The following is a 13,518-nucleotide window of genomic DNA, read 5'->3' as shown; positions in this document are numbered from 1 at the left end:
CAATAGACACAATGGCAAAAATCACTGCCATCATTGATATTGGTTCAAACTCTGCTAGAATGGCAATTTTTGAGAAAACAAGCCATTTGGGATTCCATCTTCTTTATGAAACAAAAAGCAAGGTTAGAATCTCGGAGTTCTCCTACGCACATAATGGCTACTTACAGCCAATACCTATGGAGCGTGCAATTTGCGCTTTAAAAGACTTCTTACACATTGCAAAAGCCCATAAAGCACGCAAAATTTTATGTGTAGCAACTTCTGCTGTGCGTGATGCGCCAAATAAAGCAGAGTTTTTGAAACTCGCACGCAACATTGGCTTAAATATTAAAGTTATCAGTGGTGAACAAGAAGCTTATTTTGGAGCATTAAGCGCACTAAATCTTTTGCCCTATGCAAGCGGAATCACCATTGATATTGGTGGCGGAAGCACAGAATGTGCCCTTATTGAAAACCATAAAATTATTGACAAAATTTCACTAGATATTGGCACAATTCGTTTAAAAGAACTCTTTTTTGATAAAGGCAATTTAAAAGGTGCGAAAGAATTTGTGCAAAATGCACTCCACAAGTTACCAGAGCATTTTTCACACACGCGCATTTTTGGAATCGGTGGAACCGCAAGAGCGCTTAGTAAAACAATCCAAAAACGCATTCAATACCCTATTGATACACTTCACGCCTTTGAATATGACTTTTTTCATCACACAGAATTTTTCCGCACAATCTATTGCGCAAATCCTAACGAACTTCCAAAACTAGGTATTAAAGAAGATCGCATAGATTCCATACAAGGCGGTGCATTAATTTTTCATCTTGCGCTTTTACATTTTGGAACAAAAAGCGTTGTTACAAGTGGTGTTGGTGTTAGAGAAGGCGTGTTTTTAAATGACTTATTGCGCAACGAAAATGGGCATTTTCCGCCAAACTTTAACCCTAGCGTGCGCAACTTAAAAGATAGATTCCTAAAAAACACCGCACAATCAAACGCTCAAAAACTCTTAGCTATGCGCCTTTTTAGCACACAAGAAAATCTAGCCCTTATCCCACAAGCCTACAAAAAACACCTAAGTATAAGTGCAGAACTTTGCAACATTGGAATCGCTCTTAACTTCTATGAAAAAAGCTACCACAGCGATTATATTTTGCTTAATGCCCTAAATTATAGACTAACTCACCAAGAACGCTTGCTAATTGCTACCCTTGTGCGTTATTCAGGCAAAAAAATTCCAGAATCTCTACCCTATTTAGAATTATTACCAAACTTACAAACTCTAAGAATCCTTAGCTTTTTTGTAGCATTAAGCGAAATTTTAAGCAACAACGATAATCCACGCGATTTTCACTTCATCTTATTTAATGGCTTAAATGGATACACATTGCAAATCACACATTCAAACCTTTCTTATCTTGTGCAAGAAAAATTAAAAAAACTCACACTTCCCAGCCCATTTTCACAGCTTGTTTTAACAAGCTCTAAAGGGCAATAATGCCAAAAAACCTAAACCTTGCCATTGTGCGTTTAAGTGCAATGGGTGATATTATCCATAGTGCAAGCATTTTGCCAAGCCTGCTTGAAACACTAAAAACACACTATACAATCAATCTTAGCTGGATTTTGGATTCCAACTTTAAAGAGATTTTAGACGACTCACCCTATATTCACCAACTCATCGCTCTACCACTGAAAGAAGCCATACAATCCAAAAATCCAAAAGCCCTATTTGCAATTTACAAGACACTAAAGACCAAAACCTTTGATATGGTGCTTGATATGCAAGGGCTTTTAAAATCTGCTCTCATTGCAAAATCTCTAAATACGGAATCTATTTTTGGATTCCAAAGCCCAAAAGAACCCTTAACAAAGCTTTTTTATACAAAAAAGATTCCAATCCCCTATTCTAGCCATATTCTTTTGCGTAACGCCACGCTAGCCTTTGGTGCTTTTGATTTAGAGATTCCAAGCTTAGAATCACTAAAGCAATGTAAATCTTTTTTAGGATTTGCACCTATGGATTTTCCTTTTTTACAAAAGGATAAAAATATCCTTTGTGTGCTTGAAACTTCAAAGCCCAATAAAACCTATCCCTTGGAAAAGTTTTTAGAGCTTGCAAAGTTACTAAATGCCAAAGGATATACACCAATATTTTTGTCAAAAAATCCTATCATAATTCCTAACACAGCTAACTTTTACCACGCACACAGCTTAGGGCTTAAACAGATTAAAAGCCTAGTTGCGCAAATGGATTTAGTTATCGGTGGAGATACAGGAATCACGCATTTAGCGTGGGCGCTTCAGCGTCCTTCTATCACACTTTTTGGAGCAACACCACAAGAACGCTTTAATTTAAACACAGAGCAAAATCTCTCTTTAAGTGCTAATGCTAATGCTAGCTACAAAAAAGACGATTTTAGTATCAAAACCCTTGCACCAACTGCGATTTTAGAGCTTACAGAGAAGCTTCTAGATAGGAAAATGTAATGTTAAGAACTTTTAAACAAAAACTTCTTTTTTTATTTTTAAATAGCTTAGGCTATTTCTTTTTATATCTTCCGCATTTTTTGCGCTTAAATTTTGCAAAAGGAATCGCTTTTATTCTTTATATTTTAGATTCTAAACGTAAATTTGACCTACTAAATAACCTAGATTTTGCCTACAACAACTCACTCCCTAAAGAAAAAAAACAAGAAATCTTAAAAACAAATTATTTAAATTTAGTTTATAATAGTATCCACTTTTTTATGCTTGCAGTAAGCAGCAAGAAAAGAGTTTTAGACAACATCAACATTGATAAACCAGAGATTATTACTAAACTTTTACAAAATAAGGAAAAAATTATTTTTGTAACTGCACATTTTGGAAACTGGGAATACACAACCCCAGCCTTTACCTGCACTTTCAATCACACAATTACTGCTATTGCCAGAATGACACCAAGCGCGCTAGTTAATTCCTATCTTACAAAAATTCGTGAGCGATTTGATATTACAATTTTAGATAAAAAGGGAGCAATGAGTGGTTTAATCCGTGCATTAAAACAAATAGGAATTATTGGAATCGTAACCGACCAAAACACAGCCGATAATGAAGGATTGCTTGTAAAATTCTTTGGTAAAAATGTTCGCCATACACCAATTGCCTCTTTACTTGCTTTAAAATATGATGCAAAAATAGTGCATTTTATCGCAGAATATTCTAAAGATTATAAAAAAATTAATATTAAAATATTTCCACCATTAGAATTTAAAAAAACAGATAATCTACAAGATGATATTCAAGAACTAACTCAAATGCAAAGCAATATTTTAGAACAAATTATTAAAGAAAATCCAAAAGAATGGCTATGGTTTCACAAAAAATTTAAAAATCAATATCCAGAAATTTACAAGTATTAAATAATGAAAATTTTAATTATTAAACTTAATAAAATCGGCGATGTTTTGCTAACTAGCCCTATTTTTTCAAATTTAAAGGCACATTTTGGACAAGATTGCCAAATTGATATATTAGTAAATGACGGCACACAAGGGCTTTTAGATACCACACATCTAAACACTATCCATTTACTAAAACGCCCTAAAGGATTTTTTACTAAATTAAAATCCGATATTGCTTTGCTTTTTGCTTTAAAATTACAAAAATACGATATTGTGCTTGGGCTTACAGGTGGCGAAAGGACAGCATTTACTGCCTTTTTTACAGGGGCTAATACGCGCGTTGGAATCCCCCCACCAAGCTTTTGGGCAAAGCGTCTCTACACACACAAAATAACCCCATATAAACCCCAGCACAACATAGAATCCAACCTTGATGCCTTGCGTGCGCTTAAAATTCCAATCCTTAGCAAACGCGTTTGTCCTAAAATCGCTAAAGACTCCATTGCCTTAAGAAATCTACCTAGCAGATTTGTGCATTGCCATTTTTTTAGCGACTGGGATTTTAAGTGTTTAGAAAACTCCTTTTGCGCAAACATTATAGATTTCATCACGCAAACCTATCAAATCCCTTGCGTGCTAACTGCTGCTCCAAATGCCAATGAAGCACAAAGGATTCAAGCTATACAAACCCTAACACAAAGCAATCCTATAATTTTTTCAGGCAATCTTTCTTTAGATGAAGTTACCTTACTTAACTCTAAAGCCAAAGCATTTATAGGCGTGGATACTTCCATAATGCACTTAAGTGCAGCAAATGGGATTCCAACTTTTGCCTTTTTTGGACCAAGCTTTACGCAAGTTTGGGGACCTTGGGATAATTCCTTGCAAGATTTTCCCTACAAAAACCAAAAAGGCGGAATCCAAAAACTAGGCAAACACTGCATTTACCAAGAAAAAATGCCCTGTATGCCTTGTGGAATGGCAGGTTGCAATAATAGCCAAAAAAGTGATTGCCTAACAAGCAAGCTTAATCAACAAGTCGCCTTGCAAGCTCTACAAAGTTTCCTAAATCCCTTGCTTAAATAGCAATCACACTATAATTACTACCTAAAAGCGCACTTGCTGTATCTTGCATATTTCCAACACTACCAACTTGCAACTTTTCAAGCACTTTAAAATATCCTAAACAAGTCTGGCAAGAATAAATTTTAACTCCCTTTTCTTCTAAACGCTTTAACACCTCTATACCTTCAATATCTATTGTCGCAAGCAAAACCGCTCGATTCAACAAATACATTTCTTTTGGGATAGATTCCATCGTTAAAAGTGTTCCAAGGAAATTTAGCATAAGTTTTCTTCCAAGCTCCCCACTTTCGCCAATTCCATCACTTTTTAGCAACAAAATTTTTTCCATTAAATATCCTTTATAATTGATAACACTGCTTCAAGCTTACCTTTTTCTCTTGCGACTTCTAAAAAGCCTCTAAAGCGTTTTGGAATCCTTAAGTTACGATATTTTTCCTTAAAAACTTTTGGAATCGCTTTTAAGCTAGTCTTAAAAGGTGCAATAAAAATGCGATTTTCTAGCTTCTCCACACTTACTTTGTGTTGTAGAACAACTGAAAAAGAATTGTTTTGCAACTCTTTTGCTAACATTTCTTTTTGAGCACGAGAAAGTAGAGCTCCACACATTTTGCACGCTCTATCAATTTGCTCTAAACCTCCATTTCTAAAAACACAAAATGGCTCTAAAGTTGGAATCCTAAATAGTTCCACACTTACAACTTCACCACTTATTTGCTCCAAACTAAAAGCGATTCCATCTTTAAAGTCTTCAAGCAAAGGATTGCTAAACTTTTTCCTAAAAGCATTACGCAAAAACTTGGAATCTAAATTACTAAAATCCTCAAAATAAAAAATTTTTCGTTTATTTAAATACTCTAGAATCTCTTGCCTTGAAGTTTTAAGCAATGGTCTAACTACTCTATAATCTACAATTCCTTGTCTTTTATAGCACCCTTGCATTTTTAGCAAACTTGAACCCTTGCAAAACTGCATTAAAAACCACTCAAAAGCGTCATTTAGTTGATGGGCTAAAATAAGATTATGATAATTTTGTGCTTGTATGATTTCTTCAAAAAACGCATAACGCACCTTGCGTGCTGTATGTTCAAAATCCTTTAAAATCGGCTCTTCTACCTTCACAAAACACTGTCTCTTATCCCAAAAACAAAGTGTTTTAGCCCTATCTACTTCAAGCCTAGATTGCTTCCTTATTCCATAATCCACAATCGCTATATCAAAAGAAATTCCACACTCACGCAACAAAAAATACAATGCGCTAGAATCTACCCCTGCTGAAAAGGCCAAAAGATTCCGCTTATCCCTTAAAAACTCTAAAAATTCAAGCCTAAGCACGCGCAATCACACGCCCAAGCACATTTTCCCCCACCACTTCTGTAATCTTAACCTTATAATACCCCGCTTCAAGCTCACCTTCAAGCAAAGAATCATTGATTAAAATCTCCCCATCAATACTAGGAGCAAAGCGCACATCTCTTGCGCTATAAAAATATTCTGACTCTTCTGACTTTCCTTCAATAATGACTACAATCTCTTCGTCCTTAAGTGCCTTTAAATCCGCTTGATACTGCTTTGTGAAAATCGCATTGATTGCCTTTAAGCGTGCATTAATAGTCTTTTGTGGAATCTGCTCCATTTCCGCGCTTTTTGTGCCTTCTTCTTTAGAAAAGGCAAAAAGATTCATTCTATCAAAAGGAAATTCTTCAATAAACGCACAAAGTTCTTCAAAATCACTCTCACTCTCTCCGGGGTGTCCAATGATAAAACTTGTGCGCACAAAGCTATTTGGAGTTTTGCGCATTTCTTTTAATAAATCCTTAAAATGATGGCTTCTTCCCATAGTCTTTAACACACTAGGGCTTGCGTGCTGTAAAGGCATATCAAAGTAATTGACAAAAACTTTAGAATCACAAATTGCTTGAATTAACTCTTTAGAAGTGGTGGAAGGGTAAAGATATAAAATCCTAGCGCTTCTAAGATCTAAGCCATTTTCAACCAGCTTATCAATCCCCTTAATCAATGCAACAAGCCCATCTTTAACCCCTAAATCACGCATATAAGAGCTAGAATCTTGAGAGATAAAGCTAAAATCCCTAAAACCTTGTTTGACTAAAGCCTGCACTTCTTTAAGCGTGGATTCTAGCGTGCGTGAGTGCAATTTGCCTTTAAAACTTGGAATTGCACAAAAACTACATTTTTGGTTGCAACCCTCTGAGAGCTTAATGTATGCGTGGATTTTTGAACCACTAATCACGCGCTTAGTTGTTTCATTAGCCAAAAACACGCCATTTTGACTTTGACAAATCTCTTCACCTTTTTTACGCTTTTGTATCATCACATCAATCTTATCATAATCCCCAACGCCTGTGATAATATCAATCTCTGGTATTTCTTGCTTTAATTCCTTTGCATACCGCTCACTCAAACAACCACTTGCCACTAAAATCGCCTCATCTTTTTTAGCCTCTAGGGCATTTAGTAGTGTTTGAATACTCTCTTGCTTTGCTGCTTCGATAAACCCGCAGGTATTAACGATTACAACATCAGCTTCACTTACATCTTGCGTGTTTTCATAAGCGCTTAAACACCCAAGCATTACTTCACTATCCACTAAATTTTTCGTGCAACCCAAAGAAATTAAATGAAATTTTTTACTCATTTTTATCCTAAAATTATAATGTTTGCAAACGCTTTAGAGCCGCTTTGACCATTGCGCTTACTTCATCATTTTCTAATCCCTTAGTTACCCTTGCTATCACATCATTTTTATAGCCTAAAGACTCTAGGGCTAAAATCACTTGCTGCAAGTTGGAATCCTTTTTCACATTTAAGCTCTCTCCTTGCACAAGATCTAACGACCAGCCAGAGAGCTCTACTAGAATTCTCCCCGCACTTTTTGGACCAATGCCCGGCACGCGCTGCATTGATTTTATATCATTACTTTCTACTACTTTTGCAAAAGTTTGGGGCGTGTAAGTAGAGAGAATTGCCATAGCCACCTTTGGACCTACGCCATTAATTTTAATCAAGCGTTCAAACAAAGTTTTCTCCAGCAATTCTAAAAATCCAAAGAGCATTTGCGCATCTTCGCGGATAATTTGCGTAGTATGCAATGCTAGCTTTTCTCCTATATTTGCTTGAATTTGCTGTGAAGTTTGCAAGGATATAAACACTTCATACACAACACCAGTGCATTTTAACCCTAAACGCGTAGGTTCTTTTAAAAAAATCTCCCCCTCTAATGCGATAATCATCATTTTCTCCTTATAAAACTAACTCGATTTTGTCATTTTTATATATTACCTTTGAAGGTTCACCCGGCTTTGGAATACACAATAAATCCTTACTTGGCGCGTAAAAAGTATAATGCACTTCATTATAACCTACCCAGCCACTATCTATGCTAATTGTTGCGTCCTTTGTTTGTGCATCTAACTCTACAAGCGCATCACGCGCATTTTTAAAGGTTTCGCTTAGAAAATTAATTTTTTCTCTTTTTTCACGCAATGCCACAACACGCGCACGATATGCTTCAAACTTTTCTAACAGATAACTTGGCGGCTTTGTTTTGGTATTTTTATATTGAGTTAGCACTTTTCGCACTTCATCGGCGATTTCTTTGAGCTTTGTTAATTCCAAACTTTCCACTTTTAGCTCTTTTGTTAAACGAATTGCTTCTTTAATGGAATCGTTTTTTTGCGCTAAAAGTGTATCATACTGCTTTTTATTGCTTGGGCTATAATTTGCCGCTAAAAAGAATTTATTTTCTCCCTTTTTCATATGCACGATATGAATACTCTTTGTCGCATATAATAACGCATTAGAATGCAAAGTTTGAATCACAATTTCTTCTGCATAAATCTTGCCCCCATACATCTTACCCACTTCTACGCGTTTCCCTTCAATAATACCAGCTTCAAGCATATCAATTTGAACTTTTTCTCCCTTAATATAACCTTTATGTGTAGAAACTTCTACACTATCTGCATAGATCTTAGAGCTTTGATGTGTTAATCCTCCAATATGCACTCTCTTAGAATGCACAATCGCATCAGAACCAACATTGCCTTCAATATTTACTTCCCCCGCTTGAATTTTCATTCCCTGCCCTAAGGCTTCTTTCATTGTATCAGTTTCTGTGATATTTACAACCGTGCCACTATCAATCGCCCCAATTAACGATCCTGTAGTTTTAAACGACACTTCTTGAGCTTCAAGGGTATCTTCAATGCTTAATACATTATCTTTATAATCTAAGATTCCACCCATTGCACTTTTATACTCTATCTTATTGGGATAATCTACTAGCACAATACTTGCATTATCATATCTTAAAGGACTTGTTTGCTTCTCGCTCTTGGGGGCTTGTGGAACAATATAATCCCCCCTAATGTTTCGTCCGGGCTTGCCTTGTAAGGGCTTTTGAAACTCACAAATGACTTCATTAGCCAACACAGTCTGGAATTGCGCAGTTACATCTTTTTTGAAACTTAATTTTGCTTCTGTACTCGCAACTAAATTTACACCACGCACTAATAAATATCGTTCCTCTTTTTTAAGTGGATAAGTCAATGTTTTTAAAAACTCCACTAAAGCTTTTTTTTCTCTCTCCTCATCAAAACACAGAATTTTATTCCAAACTTTTTCTTTTTTAATTTGCCCATAAAGGCTCTCAAAATTTTCTTCTTTATAAGTAAATCCGGGATGAAAATATAAAAACGCTTCGCTAAACCCTTTATCTGCGCTTAGATGGAATCGTGTTTCTTTGCGCTCTTTTTCTTTTATCAAAATACAATAACGCTGAGAAATAACCAAATTTGGCTCTAGCATATTGTCGCGGTTTTGAAAAAATGCCTCCACTGCATCTTGATGAATTTGCTCCAGCTCATAGTCATAAAGATTTTTTTTATAAGTTGTAATAGCTTGAAGCTCAAAATCAAAAGAATCCGCATCGCGATTATACTGGGAAGCAACTTGCTTAATAGCAAATTTAATATCTTCACATTCATTAATATAATAAGGTCGAAATGTATGCGAACCTTTCTTTAACATATTTCTAAAACCTTTTATGTAAAAATAGAAAGCAAATTTTAACCAATCTTGCTATAAGTTTAATTTAAAATTTTTGATTTTATGCTAAAAAGAGATGCGCAATGTTTCTAAAAGGCTTTTTTACAAATTCTAGCGGCATCCTAACTTCAAGGATTCTAGGATTTTTTCGCGATTTACTAACTGCAAACACGCTTGGTGCTGGAATTTATAGTGATATGTTTTTTGTGGCTTTTAAGCTTCCTAATCTCTTTCGCCGTGTTTTTGGAGAAGGTGCATTTAACCAATCCTTTTTACCCGGATTCTTTAAAGCGCGCTTTCGTGGAGGATTTGCACTAAAAATTGGCTTAATTTTTTGTGCGATTCTTTTGGTGTTATCTTTATTTGTGTGCGTATTTAGTGAGTCTATTACGAAGCTCTTAGCCTTTGGGTTTTCTAAAGAACTAATTGCACTTACTGCACCTTTAGTCGCTATTAACTTTTGGTATTTGCTTTTAATCTTTATTGTTACGCTTTTTGGAGCAATGTTGCAATACAAACGCAATTTTACTGCTTGGGCTTACTCCCCTGCCCTTTTAAATCTTGCGATGATTATTGCGCTTTTGCTTGCGCAAAAGAGCGAAGCTTACACAGCGGTTTTAATCCTAAGCTATGGAGTACTTGCTGGGGGTATGGCACAAATTCTTTTACATTTTATCCCAATGCAACGCTTAGGCTTTTTAAAACTGCTTGTTTGTGGCACAAAAGAGCTAAAAGATTCTACAAAACACACTCGCAAAAACAGCATTAATGCAAGCGTAAAGCAGTTTTTTAAGCAGTTTTTCCCTGCAATGCTTGGAAGCTCCACAGCACAAATTGCTTCTTTTATCGACACACTTTTAGCGTCCTTTTTGGCAAGTGGAGCAATTTCTTATCTTTATTATGCAAATCGTATTTTTCAACTTCCTTTAGCCATTTTTGCCATCGCCACTTCCACAGCACTCTTTCCAATAGTTGCTAAATTTATCAAAGAATCTAAAGAAAAAGAAGCCCTAAAAGCCCTTACAAAATCTTTTTGGCTACTTTTAATTCTTCTTAGTATTTGCACCTTAGGTGGAATCTTATTAAAAAATGAAATCATTTGGCTACTTTTTGAACGGGGCAAATTTATGCGCGAAGATACTTTAATTTGCGCAAGTGTTTTTGGAGCATATCTAATAGGACTACTACCCTTTGGGCTTTCTAGGATTTTTTCTTTGTGGCTTTATTCTCAAAACAAACAGGCTCTAGCGGCAAAAATTTCAGCCTTTTCTTTGCTTACTGGAACAATCTTTTCACTTATCTTAATGCAATTTTTTGGCGCGGTCGGATTAGCACTTGCTGGAAGCATTAGCGGATTTGTAGTATTTTTCTTAACACTACATTATTTTAGCTGGCAAGCATTTTTTAAAATTTTATGGAATCTAAAATTTATCGCCTTAACTTGCGCGCTTTTGCTCTTAGAAGCCCTAATTCTCTTAGGATTTAAAGCCCATATTTTTAGCCTTCAAATTCCGCTTTTTTAAAAAACTCCGAAATTGCTTCACGCATTAAAATTGGCTCTGTGATTACATTTACCTTGCTTCTAAACTCACTTGCGCCCTTTAGCCCTTTAGAATAGGCATGTAGATTTTTCCTAAACATAATCGCCCCATAATCCCCCCTAAAACTAATGGTGCGATCAAAATGCTCCAACACTACTCTTTCCCTTAATTTCACACTATCTTCTGTTAAGCCTTCTTTAATTTGTGCAAATATCCAAGGTTTCTCAACAGCAGCTCTTCCTATCATCACGCCATCAGCTCCTGTTTTTTCTAAGACTTCTTGACTTTTTTTAACACTATTTATCTCTCCATTTGCAATCAATGGCACTTTTAAATTTTGCTTAATTAGCGCAATGGAATCATAATCAATTTTTTCTTTTTTATAGCCATCAACTTTTGTTCTTCCATGAACAACGACATAATCAATGGGGGTATCTTTTAGGGCTTGTGCAATTTCTAGCGGAATTTTTTGATCAAAGCCTAAACGCACTTTTACACTTAAATAAGGAATTTCACTCACCTTACGGATTAATTTTAAAATCTCTACCAACTTATTTAAATCTTTCAACAGCGAACTTCCACTCCCGTGGCTTGAAACTTTAGGAGCTGGGCAACCACAATTTAAATCCAAAATTTGGATTCCATCTTTTTGTGTGTTTAAATACTCCACCGCACGCGCAATAATCCCAAAATCATTTCCTGCAATTTGCAAGGCAAAGGGATTTTCAAGGGGGGATTTTTCCACCATTTTAAGCGTTTTTTTATTTTTAAATGCTAGAGCATGCACACTTATCATCTCGCTAACCGTAATATCGGCACCAAACTTCTTAGCCACTTCACGCAAAGGTAAATCGCTATAACCCGCTAAAGGTGCTAGCATTAATGTATTTTTCTTAATAAGAGATTCCAAAAACAAACCTTAATTTTATAAAAATTAATGGAATATTAACAAAGACTTGGTAAAATCTAGCTATCTTAAAAATAAAAAGGATGTAAAATGCTAAAACAAATTCTAGCAACTGTGCTTCTATCTCTCTCTCTTTCTCCACTTTTAGCGGATAATGATATTGAAATACAAGGACAAATCACAAAGATTAATAATGCGCAAAAAACTATTTCTCTCTCTAACGCAAATGGTGAAGTTATCATTCAAGTTTTCCCATACACTGAGCTTAAAGGCGATAATTGCGGAGCTTTTGGTAATGATACACAAGAAAAATTTAGTGCTTTAAAAACAGGAATGTTTGTGGAAATAGAAACATTACCACAAGCAAATGGAGGCTTAGGTGCAAAAAGCATTGAATGGAAATGCGGAGCAAAAGCGTATTAATCGCTTAACTACCACCTTTGTGGTAGCTTTTCTTGCTATCTTAACAGAAAATTGACAATATTCTACTACAATAACTTCAAATAATTTTTCAAATTAAGGATAAAAATGCAAATCAAAAAGTTTTTCATTACTTTGGTTGTATTTAGCGGTTTAAATGCTTTTGGAGCTGATAATATTAGACTCTTTGGACAAATTATCAATATTGATAATAACAAAAAAACAATCACAATCCAAGAAGCGCAAAAAAATGTTGTGGTGCAAGTCTTTCCAAATACAAAACTTCATGGAAAAAATTGTGGCATGTTTGGCTCATTTTCTGCAAATGAAAGCTTTTCTTCCCTGAAATCTGGAATGTTTGTAGAGGTTAAAGGTTACCCAAAAGGGGAGATTTTTAACGCCTATAGAATCAAATGGCAATGCAATACAGCTTATTAAAGAGACAACAATGTTTTTAAAAACCGCTTTAATTTTTCCCTTACTTATTGCAGTAAGCCTAGCAAGTAGCTTCAAACTTCAAGGCACGATCGCTAAGGCAAATACAAAGGATAAAACCATCCTTGTGGATTCCATTTATGGAGATAGCGTTATAGTGAAAATTTTACCCAATACTGAAATTGATATGGATAATTGTGGTATTTTTGGAATTGATAAATATGGAACATTTAAAGATTTAACTCCAGGAACTTTCGTAGAAATCAAATTGTATTTCCAAGATTTAAATAATGGCAAAGCAAATCCTATTGCTAGAGAAATTGAAATAGAATGTTACAAAAATAAGGCTTACTAAATTTTATACAAAAATAAGATTCCATTTTCTGCAAGCTTTTTATAAACTTCTAAAGTTGGAATTTTTTTTTGTGTTGTTAAAAAAAAGTAGATTTTAGTGCCAAAGCTTTGGATTGTTTTTAGATGATTTTCTTTTAAATCTAATTTCATATTTAAAAGAACCAAAACTTCTATACGCTGATTCTCCTTTAATCTCTCTAGCACAAACTCCACTGCTTTTTCACAATGCCTATCCACTCCAAAAACGCTAAAATCTCCATATAAAAATTGTGGAATCTTAAAAAAGGATTCCAACTTTTCACTCTCACCAAAAACCACACACATTTAAAA

Annotated in this window: 15 protein-coding genes; 8 read left to right on the top strand and 7 right to left on the bottom strand. The window is 35.2% G+C overall.

Annotated elements, in window-relative coordinates; all coding sequences use genetic code 11:
• The first annotated feature begins 11 nt into the window (after window positions 1-11).
• The 4 genes from IP358_RS03240 to IP358_RS03225 are packed head-to-tail and all read left to right on the top strand — an operon-like array spanning window position 12 to window position 4,464.
• On the top strand, window positions 12-1,490 hold the full coding sequence (locus IP358_RS03240; RefSeq protein WP_006801709.1) for a Ppx/GppA phosphatase family protein: 1,479 nt from the start codon (window positions 12-14) through the stop codon (window positions 1,488-1,490).
• Window positions 1,490-2,482: a lipopolysaccharide heptosyltransferase I gene (waaC, locus tag IP358_RS03235; protein ID WP_006801710.1), complete on the top strand. Its 993-nt coding sequence runs from the start codon at window positions 1,490-1,492 to the stop codon at window positions 2,480-2,482. Before IP358_RS03240 ends, waaC begins: the two co-directional genes overlap by 1 nt.
• Window positions 2,482-3,396, top strand: coding sequence for a lipid A biosynthesis lauroyl acyltransferase (locus IP358_RS03230; RefSeq protein WP_006801711.1), 915 nt, complete (start codon window positions 2,482-2,484; stop codon window positions 3,394-3,396). Before waaC ends, IP358_RS03230 begins: the two co-directional genes overlap by 1 nt.
• A 3-nt stretch (window positions 3,397-3,399) precedes the next feature.
• Window positions 3,400-4,464: a glycosyltransferase family 9 protein gene (locus IP358_RS03225; protein ID WP_006801712.1), complete on the top strand. Its 1,065-nt coding sequence runs from the start codon at window positions 3,400-3,402 to the stop codon at window positions 4,462-4,464.
• On the opposite strand, the gene IP358_RS03220 is transcribed toward IP358_RS03225, so the two are convergent.
• From IP358_RS03220 to IP358_RS03200, 5 genes are read right to left on the bottom strand one after another with little or no spacing between them, the layout of a single operon-like run.
• Complete coding sequence (locus IP358_RS03220; protein WP_006801713.1) at window positions 4,457-4,792, bottom strand: hypothetical protein; 336 nt, start codon at window positions 4,790-4,792, stop codon at window positions 4,457-4,459. The genes IP358_RS03225 and IP358_RS03220 overlap by 8 nt on opposite strands.
• Entirely contained in the window at window positions 4,792-5,796 is a 1,005-nt protein-coding gene (tilS, locus tag IP358_RS03215; protein WP_006801714.1) for a tRNA lysidine(34) synthetase TilS, read from the bottom strand. Before tilS ends, IP358_RS03220 begins: the two co-directional genes overlap by 1 nt.
• Window positions 5,789-7,120 carry a 30S ribosomal protein S12 methylthiotransferase RimO gene (rimO, locus tag IP358_RS03210; protein ID WP_006801715.1) on the bottom strand — a complete coding sequence of 444 codons (1,332 nt, stop codon included), beginning with the start codon at window positions 7,118-7,120 and terminating at the stop codon, window positions 5,789-5,791. Before rimO ends, tilS begins: the two co-directional genes overlap by 8 nt.
• Window positions 7,121-7,133: 13 nt before the next feature.
• Window positions 7,134-7,715 carry a Holliday junction branch migration protein RuvA gene (gene ruvA, locus IP358_RS03205; protein ID WP_006801716.1) on the bottom strand — a complete coding sequence of 194 codons (582 nt, stop codon included), beginning with the start codon at window positions 7,713-7,715 and terminating at the stop codon, window positions 7,134-7,136.
• A gap of 10 nt (window positions 7,716-7,725) precedes the next feature.
• Window positions 7,726-9,513 (bottom strand): flagellar assembly protein A, encoded by a 1,788-nt coding sequence (locus IP358_RS03200; protein ID WP_006801717.1) that lies wholly within the window; start codon window positions 9,511-9,513, stop codon window positions 7,726-7,728.
• Between the two features lie 101 nt (window positions 9,514-9,614).
• On the opposite strand from IP358_RS03200, the gene murJ reads away from it, so the two are divergent.
• Window positions 9,615-11,054, top strand: coding sequence for a murein biosynthesis integral membrane protein MurJ (gene murJ, locus IP358_RS03195; protein WP_006801718.1), 1,440 nt, complete (start codon window positions 9,615-9,617; stop codon window positions 11,052-11,054).
• Here murJ and IP358_RS03190 read toward each other — a convergent pair.
• Window positions 11,029-11,952: a tRNA dihydrouridine synthase gene (locus IP358_RS03190; protein ID WP_083781379.1), complete on the bottom strand. Its 924-nt coding sequence runs from the start codon at window positions 11,950-11,952 to the stop codon at window positions 11,029-11,031. The two genes, murJ and IP358_RS03190, sit on opposite strands and share 26 nt — an antisense overlap.
• 117 nt (window positions 11,953-12,069) lie before the next feature.
• Here IP358_RS03190 and IP358_RS03185 point away from each other — a divergent pair, with 117 nt between their 5' ends.
• The 3 genes from IP358_RS03185 to IP358_RS03175 all read left to right on the top strand — a co-directional run bounded on the left by IP358_RS03185 (window position 12,070) and on the right by IP358_RS03175 (window position 13,189).
• Window positions 12,070-12,402, top strand: coding sequence for a DUF5666 domain-containing protein (locus tag IP358_RS03185; RefSeq protein ID WP_006801720.1), 333 nt, complete (start codon window positions 12,070-12,072; stop codon window positions 12,400-12,402).
• Between the two features lie 105 nt (window positions 12,403-12,507).
• Window positions 12,508-12,837, top strand: a complete 330-nt coding sequence (locus IP358_RS03180; protein ID WP_006801721.1) for a hypothetical protein — start codon at window positions 12,508-12,510, stop codon at window positions 12,835-12,837.
• A gap of 10 nt (window positions 12,838-12,847) precedes the next feature.
• Entirely contained in the window at window positions 12,848-13,189 is a 342-nt protein-coding gene (locus IP358_RS03175; protein WP_006801722.1) for a hypothetical protein, read from the top strand.
• Here the strand turns inward: IP358_RS03175 and IP358_RS03170 are convergent.
• Window positions 13,186-13,512, bottom strand: coding sequence for a hypothetical protein (locus IP358_RS03170; RefSeq protein ID WP_006801723.1), 327 nt, complete (start codon window positions 13,510-13,512; stop codon window positions 13,186-13,188). The two genes, IP358_RS03175 and IP358_RS03170, sit on opposite strands and share 4 nt — an antisense overlap.
• Between the last annotated feature and the right edge of the window lie 6 nt (window positions 13,513-13,518).

It is taken from the genome of Helicobacter winghamensis ATCC BAA-430 (genome assembly GCF_028751035.1).
Lineage (GTDB): Bacteria > Campylobacterota > Campylobacteria > Campylobacterales > Helicobacteraceae > Helicobacter_D > Helicobacter_D winghamensis.
This window is presented reverse-complemented; position numbering and strand designations above follow the sequence as displayed.